The organism is Pseudomonas sp. AC136, from assembly GCF_979258585.1.
In genome coordinates this window covers 975,171-991,049 of record NZ_OZ409865.1, presented here as the reverse complement: position 1 = coordinate 991,049, position 15,879 = coordinate 975,171, and the positions used below count along the sequence as shown (strand labels likewise).

The window sequence follows — 15,879 nt, the reverse complement described above, 5'->3', positions numbered from 1 at the left end:
GCCCGCCTACAGGGGCGCCGGGGTCTTGCGCCGCAACACCAGCAAAAACTGGCGCTTGCCGGTGGTCCAGACCAAGGTTTGAAAATCCCCCTCGCGCAGCCCGGCCTTGTTATAGGCATTGGCCTGATGCACCGCATTGCCCTCGGCAAGGGTTTGCGCCACCACCACCTCGCTCATCACCACACCTTCGGGCGTGCCGGGTTGCAAACTGGGCGTGACCGCAATCGAATAGCCCACCCGCAACGGTTGCGGCTGATTCACCAGCGTGCCGTTCTTGCGCACCGCCTGGTCGCGCTGGGTATCAACAAACGTCGACACGGTTGCCGAACTGCCAAGTGTTGCTACAAACGGCTGTAATGGCTGCAAGGCGTAGTTGTTGGCGCCGGCAATGCGATCCACTAAGCCCTCGGCGGCCACCTCGGCTGGCCCGTGCAACAAGCCCGCTTCCCGGTTCGCGCGCGCCTCCAGGTTGGCCACCGGGGATTTCACCTCCGCCAATACCGCGCGCCATTCAACCTGAGAGACGGGCGAGGGAATGGGGGCGGGTGCGTTGGGGTCGAGGGCGGCGGCGGATGCCATTGAAGTGAGCAGCAGGCCGAGCAGGGGAATCACAACATTCATCAAGCAGAGCGCCGAGATAGGAGAAGGGGAGACTATAGCCGGCATCTTCTTTTCCAGGAATCGCGGCTGAAGCCGCTCCCACAGGGCTGAGGTTTTTTGTGGGAGCGGCTTTAGCCGCGATGCTTTTGATTGCCATATAGGGCGTGTTCGGCTCAAGACTCTCAATCCTGAGTCGTCGAAACGCCGCTTGCCCAACGCTGCCAACCACCGCCTATCCATCTGAATTTCAAGCCCTTTTACCCCGGCCACCGGCTGTGTAAAATCCCGCGCCCCGACCAGAGGAGACACACCGTTGGCCACCCATTACTCGCCGTCCCCAGACACCATTGCCTGCGGCCGCACCGGCGCCAGTCTCGAAAGTGCTGCCGATCTCAGCCAGGTCACCTGCAAGCTGTGCCTTCGCGCCGCCGAAAAGGCCGCCGCCGAACCGGTGCGTAAAACCCCAACCCTGGCCGAACTGCGCGCTGCTGCCAAAGCGAAAAAAGCGGCCACCAGCGAAGACGGCCAAGCAGTCGCCGCCGTGGCCAGTGAACCCAAGCCGGTCGCCGCCGTAGCCGCTGCAAAGCCTGCCGAAGGCAAACCTGCTGCGAGCAAACCGCAGCCAGCGCCGCACACTCAAACCGCGCCCAAAGCCGCCGCCGCGCTCAGCCCGCGTGCCGCTTGGCAGGAACGCCTGCAACAACTGCCCGGCCGCAACCGCCTGCCGCGCGGCGTCGCTAAGCAACGGTTTATCTAACCGACACAGGCCGGTGCGCTATCGGCCAGATGGGTTAACTGGCCTAGCGCGGCCACTTCGCCGATCACCAGCACCGCCGGGGCCTTCAGTTCAAACGCCAACGCTGCCTCGTGCATGCCCGCCAACTGGCTGCGGCATTCACGCTGGTGCGGCAGCGAGGCGTTTTCGATCATGGCCACTGGCGTTTGCGCCGGCAGGCCGCCAGCCAGCAACTCGCGCTGCACCTCGGCCAGTTTCGCCACCCCCATGTAGATCACCAGCGTGGTGCCGGTTTGCGCCAGGGCGTGCCAGTTCAGGCTGCTGTCGTCTTGCGTGTGAGCGGTCACCAACGTCACGCCGCGCGCCACGCCGCGCAAGGTCAGCGGAATACCGCATTGGGTGGCGCCAGCCAGACCGGCGGTGATGCCGTTGACCAACTCCACTTCGATGCCATGGGCGCCGAGCCAGTCGGCTTCCTCACTGCCTCGGCCGAAAATGCATGGGTCGCCGCCTTTCAGGCGCACCACGCAATAGCCTTGGCGGGCGTAACGCAGCATCAGCCGGTGAATGAACTCCTGCGGCGTAGAACGGCAGCCGCCGCGCTTGCCGACCGCGATCACCTTGGCGTTAGGGCAATGCTCGAGCACGGCCGGATTGACCAAGTCGTCGATCATCACCACCTGCGCCGCATTCAGGGCGCGCACGGCTTTAAGGGTCAACAACTCCGGATCACCAGGACCGGCGCCCACCAACCAGACTTTTGCGCTCATAGGAATTTCCTCCAACGGGTCAGGCGAAACGCGCTGCGCGTTTTTGTAGGAGCGAGCTTGCTCGCGAATGCGTTCCTGAATCGTGTCGTCATGTGTGTAACACCCACACCAGCAGCCCGATATTGATCAGCAGCGAAACCAACGCCAGCCCACGCCACACTTTCAGCGGTTCGCGCTCCAGCAACGGACGCGGGCGGGCTGCGGGTTGGAGTTCGCCTTGTTGCAAGGCCAGCAGCCATTCTTCAGCGGTTTCAAAGCGCTGCGCCGGGTCGTTGGCCAGGGCTTTTTCCAGGTTGTGCACCAGCCATTCCGGCAGGTCGGGCCGGTAGCGACTGGCCGCAACAGGCACGCCAAAACGCGGGCGTTGAAAGGCTTCGATTTCACCGTGCGGGTAATGCCCGGTGAGCAGGAAGTACAGCGTAACGCCCGCGCTGTAGAGATCTTGCGCCACGCTCGGGGCGGCGCCGGCATAAGCTTCCGGGGCGATGAAACTGGGGGTGCCGGGCAGCTCGCCGTTGTCCTGCGGCGACAGGCCAGGGCAATAGGCGAGGCCGAAATCCAGCACCCGCAGTTCACCGTCGCTGCTGAGCAGCAGGTTTTCCGGTTTGATGTCCCGGTGCAGGATATTGCGCCGGTGCAGCATGCCCAGCGCCCGTAACAGGCGCGAGGCGATTTCCAGCCATTGGTTAAGGCCGAAGTTGCCGTGCAGGTTGAAGTGCTCGGCCAAGGTGATGCCTTCGTGTTCGCGCATCAGGTAGTACAGGTGCTGACGCTGATTGGCGTGGTGCACCTCAGGAAAGTAACGACCGGCCACCCGGCGCAGAAACCACTCTTCCTGCAACAGGGCTTGCCCGGCGTTGCTGTCACTGTCCCGGCTGGCTGGCAGGGTTTTCAGCAGCCAGGGGGTTTGCTGTGCGTTCGTGCCGGTGGCACGCACGCGGTAAACCAGCGACTGGCGGCTTTGGCCCACCAGGGCCTCGACCTTCCAGCCTTCAAACAATTGCCCGGGCTTTAGCGCCGGTGGCACTGGCCATTGCTCAACTTGCCCGAGCACATCGCCCAGACTCGCTTCGCCCAGGGCCTCAACCCGCACCAGTAAGGCGCTGGCGTTGTCCTGGCTGCCGGCCTTGTGCGCGGCGGTCACCAGCGCCTGGCTGGCGGCTTGTAACTCGGTTTCGTCACGCAAGATGCCGGCAATCGAGGCTTCGCTGAGGGTCGCCCAGATGCCATCGCTCACCAGCAGAAAACTCTCGCCCTGGCGCAATTCACCGTCCAGGTAATCGACCACCACATGCTGTTCCAGCCCCATGGCGCGCTTGAGCACATGCTGCATGCCCGGCTGGCCCCACACATGGTCTTCGCTGATGCGCTGCAACTGCCCGGCGAACCAGCGATACACGCGGCAGTCGCCGATATGCGCCAGGGTGAATTGCTTGCCGCGCACCACCAGTGCGCTGAGGGTTGTGAGCAAGGGCTGGCCGCCACCGTTGGCGTGCAGCCAGCGATTTTGCGCCAGCAGCAAACGGTCCAGCGCCTGCGCCACGCCCCAGGTTTCCGGGGTGGCGTAGTAATCGAGCGCCAACGCTTGCAACGTGGACCGCGCGGCCAGACCGCCGTCCGCGCATTGGCTGACGCCGTCGGCCAGGGCAAACAGATAACCCTTGCTGGCAGCCAGGGCCGGGGCGGGCGTGACCAGGCGCACAGCGTCCTGGTTCTCGGCCCGTGGTCCGCAGGCGCTCGCTTCGGCGTAGCTCAATTGCAGGCTCATGGCGTGTGCTTAAACGCGTGCGGCGGTGAAGGCGGCCGAACCCCAGGTGGTTCTCCAGCGGCGTTTCACCCCGTGCAGACCAAACCACGCCACCACGCCAAGGCTGGCGAACAACCACAGGCCCAACTGGTAATCGCCGGTGTTTTGCTTAATTGCGCCCAGACCCGCTGCCAGCAGGAAACCGCCGATGCCGCCGGCCATGCCGATCAGGCCGGTCATCACGCCGATTTCCTTACGAAAGCGCTGCGGCACCAACTGGAATACCGCGCCATTTCCGGCGCCGAGGCCGAGCATTGCCGCCACGAACAATGCCAATGCCGCCACCGAACTGGACAAGTGGAAACCCACCGCCGCGATGCAGATGGCCGCTACCGCGTACATGCCCAACAGCGTGCGAATGCCGCCGAAACGGTCCGCCAGGGCGCCGCCCAGAGGACGCATCAGGCTGCCACCGAACACGCAGGCCGCGGTGTAGTAACCGGCAGTCACCGGGTTGAGGCCGTATTGATCGTGGAAATAGCCGGGCAGGGCGCTGGCCAGGCCGATAAAGCCACCGAAGGTGACGCTGTAGAAAAACATAAACCACCAGCTGTCACGGTCGCCCAGGGCCTTGAAGTAGTCGCCCATGGATTTTGGCTTGGCGCGGTTCGGTGCGTTGCGGGCCATCAGGCTGAAAGCGACGAGGGTCAACACCAGCGGAATCAGCGCCAGGCCGAAGACGTTGGTCCAACCAAACGCCGCCGCCAACACCGGCGCAGCCAGCGCGGCGAGCACCGTGCCCGAGTTGCCGGCACCGGCAATGCCCATGGCCTTGCCCTGATGCTCCGCCGGGTACCACTGCGAGGCCAGCGGCAACGCCACCGCAAACGAAGCGCCGGCCATGCCCAGAAACACGCCGAGCAGCAGCGCTTGCTCATAGCTGTGAATACCCAACTGCCAAGCGACCGCCAAGGCGCCGATGACAATGATCTGGCCAAAAATGCCCGCCGTTTTCGGCGACAGCTGATCGGCCAACATGCCCATCACAAAGCGCAACAGCGCGCCGGCCAGAATCGGCGTAGCCACCATAAAACCGCGCTGCTGGGTGGTGAGCTGCAAGTCGGTAGCAATCTGCACCGCCATTGGGCCAAGCAGGTACCAGACCATAAAGCTCAAATCGAAATACAGGAACGCCGCAAACAGCGTGGGGGTGTGCCCGGCTTTCCAGAAACTGTTGTTGTTCATTGAACACCTCATCTGCAAAAGGAAATGTGTTTGCAGGTGGGCTGCCGCTGCCGGCTGCACCACCTCCCCGAAACCGGGGCCAAAAACGCAAAAAACGCCGCATTCCGCCGGGCACTTGGGCCTAGGGAATAGCGACGTCTTTGTCGTGGTGGGGCAACCGCCGTTGGCTACCTGTGAGGATGTATGAGCAGGTTGTGTGCCAGGTTGGGTGGGAGGCTCTGGGATGGGGGTTTGGTGGGGTTTTGGCGGATAAGCGTGTTTTGTTGTGCTGCGTTTTGGAGCGCTGGACTCGGTGTGCGCACCAACGCGTACGATTTGAGATTCTGGATTCCCGCCTGCGCGGGAATGACGGTGTTCTCCCAAACACCGCCGTCATCCTCGCGAAGGCGGCGGTCCGACGATTCGGGATCCAGAGTTTCGGAGGAGACGCTGGTGCTGCGGCGAAAGGGTCGTCAGTACTGAAAATCTGCTCCGCGGGCGCGTCTGGTGCGGGGTGCGCAGCATCGTGTACGACTTGAGATTCTGGATCCCCGCGTGCGCGAGGATGACGGTGCCCTCTCCAACACCTCCGTCATTCCCGCGCAGGCGGGAATCCAGAATTTCGGAAGGGACGCCGGTGCTGCGGCGAAAGGGTCGTCAGCACTGATCTACTCGCGGGCGCGTCTGGTGGGGGGTGCGCAGCATTGTGTACGACTTGAGATTCTGGATCCCCGCGTGCGCGAGGATGACGGTGCCCTCTCCAACACCTCGGTCATCCTCGCGAAGGAGGGAATCCAGAGTATCGGAGGAGACGCTGGTGCTGCGGCGAAAGGGTCGTCAGCACTGATCTGCTCGCGGGCACGTCTGGTGCGGGGTGCGCAGCATCGTGTACGACTTGAGATTCTGGATCCCCGCGTTCGCGAGGATGACGGTGCCCTCTCCAACACCTCCGTCATCCTCGCGTACGCGGGGATCCAGAGTTTCGGAAGAGACACCGGTGCTGCGGCGAAAGGATTAATTCAACATCTCACTCATCGCAATAATCTGCTCCGCCACCTGAATCAACTTCTGCTGCCGACTCATCGCCTGCCTACGCATCAACGTATAAGCCTCATCCTCATTGCAGTCTTTCATCTTCATCAGCAGCCCCTTGGCCAGTTCCACGCGTTTGCGTTCGGCCAGTTGCTGGTCGCGAGCGTGCAGTTGGGCGCGTAGGGTTTGGTCGCTTTCGAAGCGGGCCATGGCCACGTCCATGATCGGCTGCAAACGCTGGGCGTGAATGCCTTCGACGATGTACGCGCTGACGCCGGATTTGATCGCCTGGCGCATTACATCCGGGTCGTGCTCGTCGGTGAACATCACGATGGGTCGGGGCTGGTCGCGGCTGACCAGCACCACTTGCTCCATCACGTCGCGGCTCGGCGATTCGGTGTCGATCAGCACCACGTCGGGGCGCACGGCTTCCACGCGGGCGGGCAGGTCGATGGTCAGGCCGGATTCGTCGATCACCTCGAAACCGGCTTCGCTCAGGGCAGCACGCAACCGCCCGACTTTCTTGGATGTGTCGTTGATCAGCAGAATTCGCAACATGGCTGGCGGCTCCGCTTACTGAGCGCTAAGGGCATGCAGGGCAAAGCTGCGGGCGTAGGCGGCGGGGTCGCTGCCGTCCCACACGCCGCCGTCGAGCAACTGACTGCTGCGCATGGGCGAGGCCGGTACGGTGATTTCCAGACTGCCGGCCGCTCGGCTGTAGAGTTCAAGCTGCTGCACCTGTTGCGCCACGGCTAAGTAGTCCGGGTCTTCGCGCAGCAGGCCCCAGCGGCGGAACTGGGTCATAAACCACATGCCGTCCGACAGGTACGGGAAGTTCGCCGCACCGTTGGCGTGGAAGCGCAGGGCGTGGTCGTCGTGCCAGCTGGCGCCCAGGCCGTCGCTGTAACGGCCGAGCAGGCGCGGTTCGATGCTCGTGACCGGCGCGTCGAGAAACTCGCTGGCGCTGAGCAATTGCGCGGTGCTGCGGCGGTTTTCCGGGCTTTCTTCGATAAAGCGGCTGGCCTCCAGCACGGCCATTACCAACGCGCGCGCGGTGTTGGGGTATTGCTCGACAAACGCGCGGGTGCTGGCCAGCACTTTTTCCGGGTGGTCCGGCCAGATCGCCTGGCTGGTGGTCACGGTAAAACCTTGTTCCTGGGCAATGGCGTGCGCGCCCCAGGGTTCGCCCACGCAGAACCCATCGATACGCCCGGCTTGCAAGTGCGCGAGCATTTGCGGCGGCGGTACCACCACGCTGTTTACATCTTGCAGCGGATGAATGCCCTGGCTCGCCAGCCAGTAGTACAACCACATGGCGTGGGTGCCGGTGGGGAAGGTTTGCGCGAAGGTCAGTTTTGAGCCGCTTTGGTGCGCGCGCGCATTCAGTGCACTGGCAGTGGTCACGCCGGCTTCTTTCAGCGGTTGCGAGAGGTTGATGCTCTGGCCGTTCTGGTTCAGGCCCATGAGCACCGCCATGTCGGTAGCCGGCGCACCGCTGATGCCCAATTGCAGGGCGTAGACCATGCCGTACAGGCTGTGCGCCGCGTCGAGTTCGCCGCACAGCAGCTTGTCGCTGAGGCCGGCCCACGAGCTTTGGCGCTTGAGGTTGAGCGTTAATCCATAGGGCTGCGCGAAGCCTTGCGTGGCGGCGACGACCACCGAGGCGCAATCGCTGAGCGGCATAAAGCCCAGGTTCAGCACGTTCTTTTCCGGCGCATCGCTGCCGGCCACCCAGGCGAGGGCGTGAAGGGCATCGAGGGGATTGCTTGAATTGCTCATGGCGCTGTTCCCGTATTGCAAAAAAAAGCGCCGTAGCGTCCGGCCTGGAGGGCCAGTTGCGCACGACGCCGTTGTCATGACTGGGGTTGGCCTGATGGTGGCCTTTGAGAATGGGAGAGCAAAGGGTGTGCCGGATATCGTGGATAGCCTTGAGATTCTGGATCCCGGATCGCCGGACCGCCGCCTGCGCGGGGATGACGGTGAACACTGTGGGAGCGGCTTTAGCCGCGATTGGCCGGGCCTGCAAATCAACAGCATCGCGGCTAAAGCCGCTCCCACAGGTGATATGTGCCGCTAGTACACATCCCGCAAATACCGCCGATCCTTGCTCATCCCACTCACATACAACGTAGCCGCCCCAGCGGTCATTTTGCCGTGCACCTGCACAATCTTTTTCAGCGCGGCGTCCACGTCCTTGGCCATGCGGCTGGCGTCCCCGCACACGCACACGTAGGCGCCTTGTTGCAGCCATTGCCAGATGGCGGCGCCTTCTTCGAGCATGCGTTGCTGCACGTAGATCTTCTCGGCCTGGTCGCGCGAGAACGCGGTGTCCAGGCGCGTGAGCAAGCCGCTGCGTTGCCAGGTGCGCAGTTCGTCGTGGTAGTAGAAGTCGCCCACGGCGCGCTGTTCGCCGAAGAACAGCCAGTTTTTTCCGTTGCCGCCTTGGGCCTGACGTTCCTGCAAAAAGGCGCGGAACGGGGCGATGCCGGTGCCGGGGCCGATCATGATCAGCGGCGTGGCCGGGTCTTGCGGCGGGCGGAAGTGGGTGGAGCGTTGCAGGAAGATGCGCACGCCGGTGTTGGCGGCGCGGTCGGCGAGAAAGGTCGAGCACACGCCGCCACGGGCCTGGCCTTGATGCTGGTAACGCACCACGGCGACGGTCAGGTGCACTTCGTTTGGCGTCACCGTTGGGCTGGAGCTGATGGAGTACAGCCGTGGTTGCAAGGGTTTGAGCAGGCGCGCTAGTTGCTGAGCGTCGAGGGCGATGGGGTATTCGCGCAGCAGCGTCGGCACCTGGCGGCCCCACAGCCAGTCTTGCAGCGCCGCCTGATTGCCTTCGTGCAGCAGTTCTTGCAGAAACGGACTGCCGTTGTGCCCGGCCACGCGGCGCAGCAGGTCGGGGCTGATGCGGGCGATTTCCAGGTGCTCGGTCAGGGCTTCGCGCAGCGGCATCGGCGCCTGATTGTCGAGGTCCACGGCGCTTTCGCCGTCGAGCCGCAGGGTGGCGAGCAGTTCATCGACCAGCGCGGCGTCGTTGCTCGGCCACACGCCCAGGGCGTCGCCGGCCTGGTAGGGGAAGTCGTGGCCGCTGAGGTCGAAGGCAAGATGGCGGGTTTCTTTGACTGAGCCGGCGCCGTTGAGCACTTGGTTATGTACCAGGCGGGTCCGCAACGGGTTGGCGCGGTTGAAGGTGCTGCTTTCGCTCGGTGTCGGGCGCAGTACGGTGGGCGCGGCGCTGTTGCTGGCGAAACGGCTGCACAGCTGCGTCAGCCATTGCTCGGCGGGGGCGTGGAAGTCCGGCTCGCATTCCAGGCGCGGCTGCAAACGCTCGGCACCGAGGGCGGCCAGGCGTTCGTCGAGTTTGCGGCCGAAGCCGCAGAATTGCTGATAGCTCGAATCGCCCAAGGCCAGCACGCTGAAACGGCTGTTAACCAGGGCGTCGGCCTCGGCGCTTTGCAGGCTGTGCCAGAAGTCGCTGGCGTTGTCGGGCGGGTCGCCGTCGCCAAAGGTGCTGGTCACTAACAGCACGCCGGCGGCGTTGCGCAGGTCGTCCAGCTTGGCCTCGTCCATGGCTTGCAACTTCGCCCGCTGACCGGCGCTGCCCAGGCGTTCGGCGCAGGTGGCGGCAAGGGTTTCGCTGTTGCCGGTTTGCGAAGCCCAGAGCACCAGCCACGGCGCCTCGCCGCTGTCAGTTTCGGCGCTGGGCGTTTCAGCGGCACGGGAGAACAAACCGGCCAGCAAACCGTTGACCAACAGCCGGTTGTTCGGCGCAAAGGGGGCGCTGGCGGGCAGCGTCGGCACGCCGGCCTGGCGTGCTTGCTCGTTGCGCAGGCCCAGCAGAAAACCTTGCATATACAGCTGCTCTTCGCTGGCCAGCGCCAGTGGTGCCGGGCTGTCGAGGTTGAGCTGGCGGGCGAAGGCATCGATTGTCATCGGAGCAAATTCCTTGGCGAGAGGCGAGGGCAGCGCTTCGTCGGGTGGGCTGACCGGGTGCAAGGCGACCGCGCAGAACTTGAACGCCGGCTGCAGGGAAATCGGGTCGATGGCGTCGCTGGTCACAGCGTTGATTGCCAACTGCTCGCCAAACACATCGTTCCAGTGGAACGGCGCAAAGCAGTTGCCCAGCTGCACCCGGTCGCTGACCACGGCCGGCAACACCGCGCGGCCACGCCGTGAGCGAATTTCCACCTTGCTGCCGGCGCGAATGCCCAACCGCGCAGCGTCGCTGGGGTGAATTTCCACAAACGGGCCGGGGTTGAGTTTGTTCAGGCTTGGCACCTTGCCGGTCTTGGTCAGCGTGTGCCATTGGTGCTGCACGCGGCCGGTGTTGAGCACCAGCGGGTAGTCGTCGTCGGGCAGTTCGGCGGGCGGCAGATAAGGGCGGGCGAAGAACTGCGCTTTGCCGCTGGCGGTGGGGAACCGCAGGGTGGTTTCGCTGCGATAGCGAATGGGGTTGCGCTCGCTTGCCGCCTCGCTCGCGCACGGCCATTGCACCGGCGCCTGCTGCAAGCGGGCGTAGCTGGCGCCGCGAATGTCATAGCCGGTGCCGGGGTTGGCAGCCTGTTTGATTTCTTCGAATACCTGCTCGGCGCTGGTGTAGCTGAAGGCCTCGCTGTAGCCCATGGCGCAGGCGACGCGGGCGATCAGTTGCCAGTCGGGCAGGGTGTCGCCGGGCGGCTGCACGGCCGCCTGCATCAGGGTGAGGTTGCGCTCGGAGTTGATCATCACGCCCTCGGCTTCGGCCCACAGCGCGCCGGGCAGCAGAATGTCGGCGTAACGGTTGGTTTCGGTGTCGAGGTAGGCGTCCTGGGTGATCACCAGCTCGGCCGCTTGCAGCGCCTCGATAACGGTCTGCCGATTGGGCGCGCTGGCCACCGGGTTGGTGCAGATGATCCAGCAAGCCTTGATCGCCCCGGCCTTCATCTGTTCGAACATCGCCACCGTGCCGTCGCCGGCTTCAGCGCGAATGGCGCCAGGTTCCAGTGCCCACAGCTGTTCGATAAATTGGCGGTCGTCGGCCACCAGTGCCGAGCGCTGCCCAGGCAAACCGGGGCCCATATAGCCCATCTCGCGGCCGCCCATGGCGTTGGGCTGGCCGGTGAGGGAAAACGGTCCGCTGCCCGGCCGGCAAATGGCGCCGGTGGCCAGGTGCAAGTTGCACAGCGCGTTGGTGTGCCAGGTGCCGTGGATGCTCTGGTTCAGGCCCATGGTCCAGCAGCTCATCCAGTTGGCGGCTTCACCGATCCATTGCGCGGTCTGGCGGATATCGGCTTCGGCGAGGCCGGTGATTTCGGCGACGTAGGCGGGCGTGTAGAGCGCGAGAAAATCGTCCATCACCTCCCAGCCGTCGGTGAAGGATTCGATAAAGGTTTTGTCGCTGTGGCCATTGGCGACCAGCAGGTGCAGCAGGCCGTTGAGCAGGGCCAGGTCGGTGCCGGGACGAATCTGCAAAAACAGATCGGCCTTGTCGGCCGTGGCGCTGCGGCGCGGGTCGATGACCACCAGTTTGGCGCCGGCCTTCAAGCGGTCGAGCAGGCGCAGAAACAGAATCGGGTGACAGTCGGCCATGTTCGAGCCAATCACCACAAACACATCGCTGTGCTCGAAATCGTCGTACGAGCCGGGCGGGCCGTCGGCGCCGAGCGACAGTTTGTAGCCGCTGCCAGCGCTGGCCATGCACAGCCGCGAGTTGGATTCGATATGCCGGCTGCGGATAAAACCCTTGGCCAGTTTGTTTGCCAGGTACTGGGCCTCCAGCGACATTTGCCCGGACACATACAAGGCCACGGCGTCTGGCCCGTGGGTGTCGATGATGCTGCGCAGGCGGCTGGCCGTGGCCTCGATGGCCTGTTCAATGCCCACACGCACCGGGTCGCGGGTGCGCTCCTGGCGCATAAAGGCATGCTCCATGCGCCCGCTGTTGGCAACGGCCTGGCCGCAGGTGCTGCCCTTGGTGCACAGCCGGCCGGCATTGGTGGGGTGCTGTTTGTCGCCGGACACTTTGACGATCAGGTTGTTTTCCACCTGCATGACAATGCCGCAGCCCACGCCGCAATAAGGGCACACGCTGCGTACGCTTTTGCTGGTGATGATGTCGCCCATGCCATTCCCCGCTGAAACGAAAAAGGCGCCATGCAGCGCACCGTTTTTCAACGGGGCTGCATGGCGCCTTTGCCTGAATGTGCGGCCACCGACGTTGATGGCCTTTGCCTGTGTGTAGCAATGGCTGGGCCAACACCCTCGCGAGCCCTTGCACGACCCTGTGGGAGCGGCTTTAGCCGCGATGCTTTGGCTGTTAAGAGCATCGCGGCTAAAGCCGCTCCTACAGGGTTTCTTGGGTCCGAATTGGGGCGTCTGGCAGGTGGTCGCACTGTTTTGGCTCCAGATTCGGGCGCGGCAACGAGCCCACGCCATCGCGCAAAACCCCCACGCCACGGCCTCTGCGCCGTTGTTGTTTTCCTTCTGGCACAACCGCTGCATACGTGACTGCAACCCGCCGCGTTGCTGCGTGTGGGATGCCCTGTCGATCAATGGCGATCGTCTGGCCGCAACCGGCCCGGGTAACTACATGACTGCATGGCTCAAGGGCCGGCAGCACGAACAGGCAAAGGCGCCTGGAACCTTTTTGGTTCCGGGCGCTTTTTTTTTGCTTCGACAAAACCGCGTTGGCTCTGGCAGGTACGTCTATGAACAGCACAAATGAACTGCAAACCCTGGTGGTAATCGGCAACGGCATGGTGGGCCATCACTGTGTCGAGCAACTGGTGGAGCGGGGCGCCCTGGCGCATTACCGCATCGAGGTGTTCAGCGAAGAACCGCTGCGCGCTTATGACCGTGTGCATCTGTCCGAGTACTTCGGCGGCCGCGATGCCGAGTCGTTGGCCTTGGGCGATGCCGCGCTGTATCACACGCCCGGCGTGACCCTGCATCTGGGTGTGCCGGTGCTGGAAATTGACCGCGCTCGCCAGGAAGTGATCACCGCCAACGGCTGCGTGCCGTTCGACCAGTTGGTGTTGGCCACCGGTTCCTATCCGTTCGTGCCGCCGATTGAAGGCGCGGCCGGCGACTCGCGTTTGGTCTACCGCACCTTGGCGGATCTGGACACCATTCAGGCAGCGGCGAAAAACGCCCGCCGTGGCGTGGTAGTCGGCGGCGGCTTGCTGGGGCTGGAAGCGGCGAATGCGCTGAAGTCTCTCGGCCTTGAAGCCCATGTGGTGGAGTTCGCGCCGCGCCTGATGCCGGTGCAACTGGACGACCACGGCGGCCAGGCGCTGAAAGCACGCATCGAGGAATTGGGCGTGAGCGTGCACCTGTCGCGCGGCACCCAGTCGATCACGCCGGGCAGCGAGTACCGCTACCGCATGAACTTCGCCAACGACGAATTTCTGGAAACCGACCTGATCGTGTTCTCCGCCGGCATTCGTCCGCAAGACGCCCTGGCCAAAGCCTGCGAGCTGGAACTGGGCGCCCGTGGCGGCATCGCCATCGACAGCCAGTGCCGCAGCAGCGATGCACGTATTTTCGCCATCGGCGAATGCGCGGCGTGGAACGGCAGCATTTTCGGTTTGGTCGCGCCGGGTTATCAGATGGCCCGCAGCGTGGCCGCGCAACTGTGCGACGCGGTGGGCTTGAGCGATGACAGCGCCCAGCCATTTCTCGGCGCCGACATGTCGACCAAGCTGAAACTGCTGGGCGTGGACGTGGGCTCCATCGGCGATGCCCACGGCGCCACCCAAGGTGCGCGCAGCTACCGGTTTATCGACGAAGCCACCTCCACCTATCGCCGTTTGATCGTTTCCGCTGACGGCAAACAGGCCCTTGGCGCCGTGCTGGTGGGCGACAACAGTTACTACGACACGCTGCTGCAATACGTGCAGAACGGCATCACCTTGCCGGCCGACCCGGCGAGCCTGATTCTGCCCCAAGGCGCCGCCGCCCCGGCCCTGGGCGTGGACGCGCTGCCCGCCACGGCCACCGTGTGCTCGTGCCATAACGTCAGCAAAGGCGCGATCTGCTGCGCCATCGACAACGGTTGCAGCGACCTCGCCGGCCTCAAGTCGCACACCAAGGCGGCCACCGGTTGCGGCGGCTGCGCGGGCTTGCTCAAGCAAGTGTTCGAGCACGAACTGACTGCGCGCGGTGTGGTGGTCGACAAGAGCCTGTGCGAGCACTTCGCCTATACGCGCCAAGAGCTGTACTCGCTGGTGCGCGTCGGCGGCATCGAAACCTTCGAAGACATGCTCGCCCGCCACGGCAAAGGCCATGTCGGCTGCGACATCTGCAAGCCTGCCATCGGCTCGATTCTCGCCTCGTGCTGGAACCGCCCGATTCAGGAACCGTGGCTGGTGCCGCTGCAAGACACCAACGACACCTTTATGGCCAACATGCAGAAGAACGGCACCTACTCGGTGGTGCCGCGTATTCCCGGTGGCGAGATCACCCCGGACGGCCTGATCGCCATTGGCGCCGTGGCGAAAAAATACGACCTGTACACCAAGATCACCGGCGGTCAGCGCATCGACCTGTTCGGCGCGCAGTTGCACGAGCTGCCGGATATCTGGGGCGAACTGATTGCCGCCGGCTTTGAAACCGGCCACGCCTACGGCAAGTCGACCCGCACCGTGAAGAGTTGCGTCGGCAGCACCTGGTGCCGCTACGGCGTGCAGGACAGCGTGAAGATGGCGCTGTTTATCGAAGACCGTTACAAGGGCCTGCGCTCGCCGCACAAGCTCAAGTTCGCCGTGTCCGGCTGCACCCGCGAATGCGCCGAAGCGCAGAGCAAAGACGTCGGCGTGATCGCCACCGAGAAAGGCTGGAACCTGTACATCAGCGGCAACGGCGGCATGCGCCCACGTCACGCCGAACTGTTCGCCACTGACCTCGATGACGAGACGCTGATCCGTTACATCGACCGTTTCCTGATGCTCTACATCCGCACCGCCGACAAGCTGCAACGCACCTCGGTGTGGCGCGAAAGCCTGGAGGGCGGCCTGGATTACCTCAAGGCCGTGGTCATCGACGACAGCCTGGGCCTGGCCGCCGAGCTGGAGGCGCAGATGCAGCTGGTGGTCGACCGCTACGAATGCGAATGGGCAAATGCCCTGAAAGACCCGGAAAAACTCAAACGCTTCCGCACCTTCGTCAATGCCAAGGGCGGCGACCCGGATATTCACTTCGTCAAAGAGCGCGGGCAGATTCGCCCGATTCAGCTCGACGAACTCAAGCTGATCAATGCAGTGGAGGTGGTGTGATGCAGGCCATGGCACGGGAACAAGGTTGGACCGGCGTGTGCGCGCGGGCGGATTTGGTGGCGAATTCCGGTGTGGTGTCGCTGGTGGACGGCGTGCAGGTGGCGCTGTTTTACCTGCCCGATGGCGAGCAGATATTCGCCGTGGAAAACCGCGACCCGTTGTCGGGCGCCAATGTGATTGGCCGCGGAATTATCGGCAGCCTGGCGGGGGATCTGGTGGTGGCGGCGCCGTTGTACAAGCAGCACTTCCGCTTGCAGGACGGCACCTGCCTGGAATACCCGGAGCAGGCGTTGAAGGTGTGGCCGGTGCGGGTGAGTGGGGAGGTGGTGGAGGTGTTTTTGGCTTAACGGCCCCCTCACCCCAACCCTCTCCCGCGAGCGGGAGAGGGGGCTTAACCGTGTATGCCGCGCCACCTCGGTCAATTCCCCTCTCCCGTTTACGGGAGAGGGGCTAGGGGTGAGGGCCGAATCCACCACCGTTCCGACTCCCGCCCAGATTTAAATTGTCTAGAGTTCTATA

10 protein-coding genes are annotated in these 15,879 nt (G+C 63.9%); 3 read left to right on the top strand and 7 right to left on the bottom strand.

Annotation, left to right across the window (positions count from 1 at the left end; genetic code table 11):
- Positions 1-6 precede the first annotated feature (6 nt).
- Complete coding sequence (locus ACZZZU_RS04310) at positions 7-621, bottom strand: hypothetical protein (RefSeq protein WP_463549872.1); 615 nt, start codon at positions 619-621, stop codon at positions 7-9.
- 292 nt (positions 622-913) lie between these two features.
- On the opposite strand from ACZZZU_RS04310, the gene ACZZZU_RS04305 reads away from it, so the two are divergent.
- Positions 914-1,357 carry a hypothetical protein gene (locus tag ACZZZU_RS04305; protein WP_463549871.1) on the top strand — a complete coding sequence of 148 codons (444 nt, stop codon included), beginning with the start codon at positions 914-916 and terminating at the stop codon, positions 1,355-1,357.
- On the opposite strand, the gene cobA is transcribed toward ACZZZU_RS04305, so the two are convergent.
- The 6 genes from cobA to ACZZZU_RS04275 all read right to left on the bottom strand — a co-directional run bounded on the left by cobA (position 1,354) and on the right by ACZZZU_RS04275 (position 12,199).
- Complete coding sequence (gene cobA, locus ACZZZU_RS04300; RefSeq protein WP_463549870.1) at positions 1,354-2,106, bottom strand: uroporphyrinogen-III C-methyltransferase; 753 nt, start codon at positions 2,104-2,106, stop codon at positions 1,354-1,356. The genes ACZZZU_RS04305 and cobA overlap by 4 nt on opposite strands.
- Positions 2,107-2,194: 88 nt before the next feature.
- Positions 2,195-3,874, bottom strand: coding sequence for a protein kinase domain-containing protein (locus tag ACZZZU_RS04295; RefSeq protein WP_463549869.1), 1,680 nt, complete (start codon positions 3,872-3,874; stop codon positions 2,195-2,197).
- Between the two features lie 9 nt (positions 3,875-3,883).
- The gene (locus ACZZZU_RS04290) at positions 3,884-5,098 is read right to left on the bottom strand and encodes an MFS transporter (RefSeq protein WP_122498280.1); all 1,215 of its coding nucleotides are present in this window, start codon (positions 5,096-5,098) and stop codon (positions 3,884-3,886) included.
- A 993-nt stretch (positions 5,099-6,091) separates the two neighbouring features.
- Entirely contained in the window at positions 6,092-6,667 is a 576-nt protein-coding gene (locus tag ACZZZU_RS04285; protein WP_122498282.1) for an ANTAR domain-containing protein, read from the bottom strand.
- A 15-nt stretch (positions 6,668-6,682) separates the two neighbouring features.
- Positions 6,683-7,888, bottom strand: a complete 1,206-nt coding sequence (locus tag ACZZZU_RS04280; protein ID WP_463549868.1) for a CmpA/NrtA family ABC transporter substrate-binding protein — start codon at positions 7,886-7,888, stop codon at positions 6,683-6,685.
- Positions 7,889-8,182: 294 nt separating this feature from the next.
- On the bottom strand, positions 8,183-12,199 hold the full coding sequence (locus tag ACZZZU_RS04275) for a molybdopterin-dependent oxidoreductase (RefSeq protein WP_463552101.1): 4,017 nt from the start codon (positions 12,197-12,199) through the stop codon (positions 8,183-8,185).
- A 596-nt stretch (positions 12,200-12,795) separates the two neighbouring features.
- Between ACZZZU_RS04275 and nirB the strand changes: the two genes are divergently transcribed.
- Together nirB and nirD are read left to right on the top strand one after the other, a co-directional pair.
- Positions 12,796-15,360, top strand: coding sequence for a nitrite reductase large subunit NirB (gene nirB / locus ACZZZU_RS04270; RefSeq protein ID WP_463549867.1), 2,565 nt, complete (start codon positions 12,796-12,798; stop codon positions 15,358-15,360).
- On the top strand, positions 15,360-15,707 hold the full coding sequence (gene nirD / locus ACZZZU_RS04265) for a nitrite reductase small subunit NirD (protein ID WP_463549866.1): 348 nt from the start codon (positions 15,360-15,362) through the stop codon (positions 15,705-15,707). Before nirB ends, nirD begins: the two co-directional genes overlap by 1 nt.
- Positions 15,708-15,879 lie beyond the last annotated feature (172 nt).

Coding starts and splice junctions, on each gene's coding strand:
- ACZZZU_RS04290 (WP_122498280.1), bottom strand. CDS start 5,098: ATGAACAACAACAGTTTCTGGAAAGCCGGGCACACCCCCACGCTGTTT.
- nirB (WP_463549867.1), top strand. CDS start 12,796: ATGAACAGCACAAATGAACTGCAAACCCTGGTGGTAATCGGCAACGGC.
- ACZZZU_RS04285 (WP_122498282.1), bottom strand. CDS start 6,667: ATGTTGCGAATTCTGCTGATCAACGACACATCCAAGAAAGTCGGGCGG.
- cobA (WP_463549870.1), bottom strand. CDS start 2,106: ATGAGCGCAAAAGTCTGGTTGGTGGGCGCCGGTCCTGGTGATCCGGAG.
- ACZZZU_RS04280 (WP_463549868.1), bottom strand. CDS start 7,888: ATGAGCAATTCAAGCAATCCCCTCGATGCCCTTCACGCCCTCGCCTGG.
- ACZZZU_RS04295 (WP_463549869.1), bottom strand. CDS start 3,874: ATGAGCCTGCAATTGAGCTACGCCGAAGCGAGCGCCTGCGGACCACGG.
- nirD (WP_463549866.1), top strand. CDS start 15,360: ATGCAGGCCATGGCACGGGAACAAGGTTGGACCGGCGTGTGCGCGCGG.
- ACZZZU_RS04310 (WP_463549872.1), bottom strand. CDS start 621: ATGAATGTTGTGATTCCCCTGCTCGGCCTGCTGCTCACTTCAATGGCA.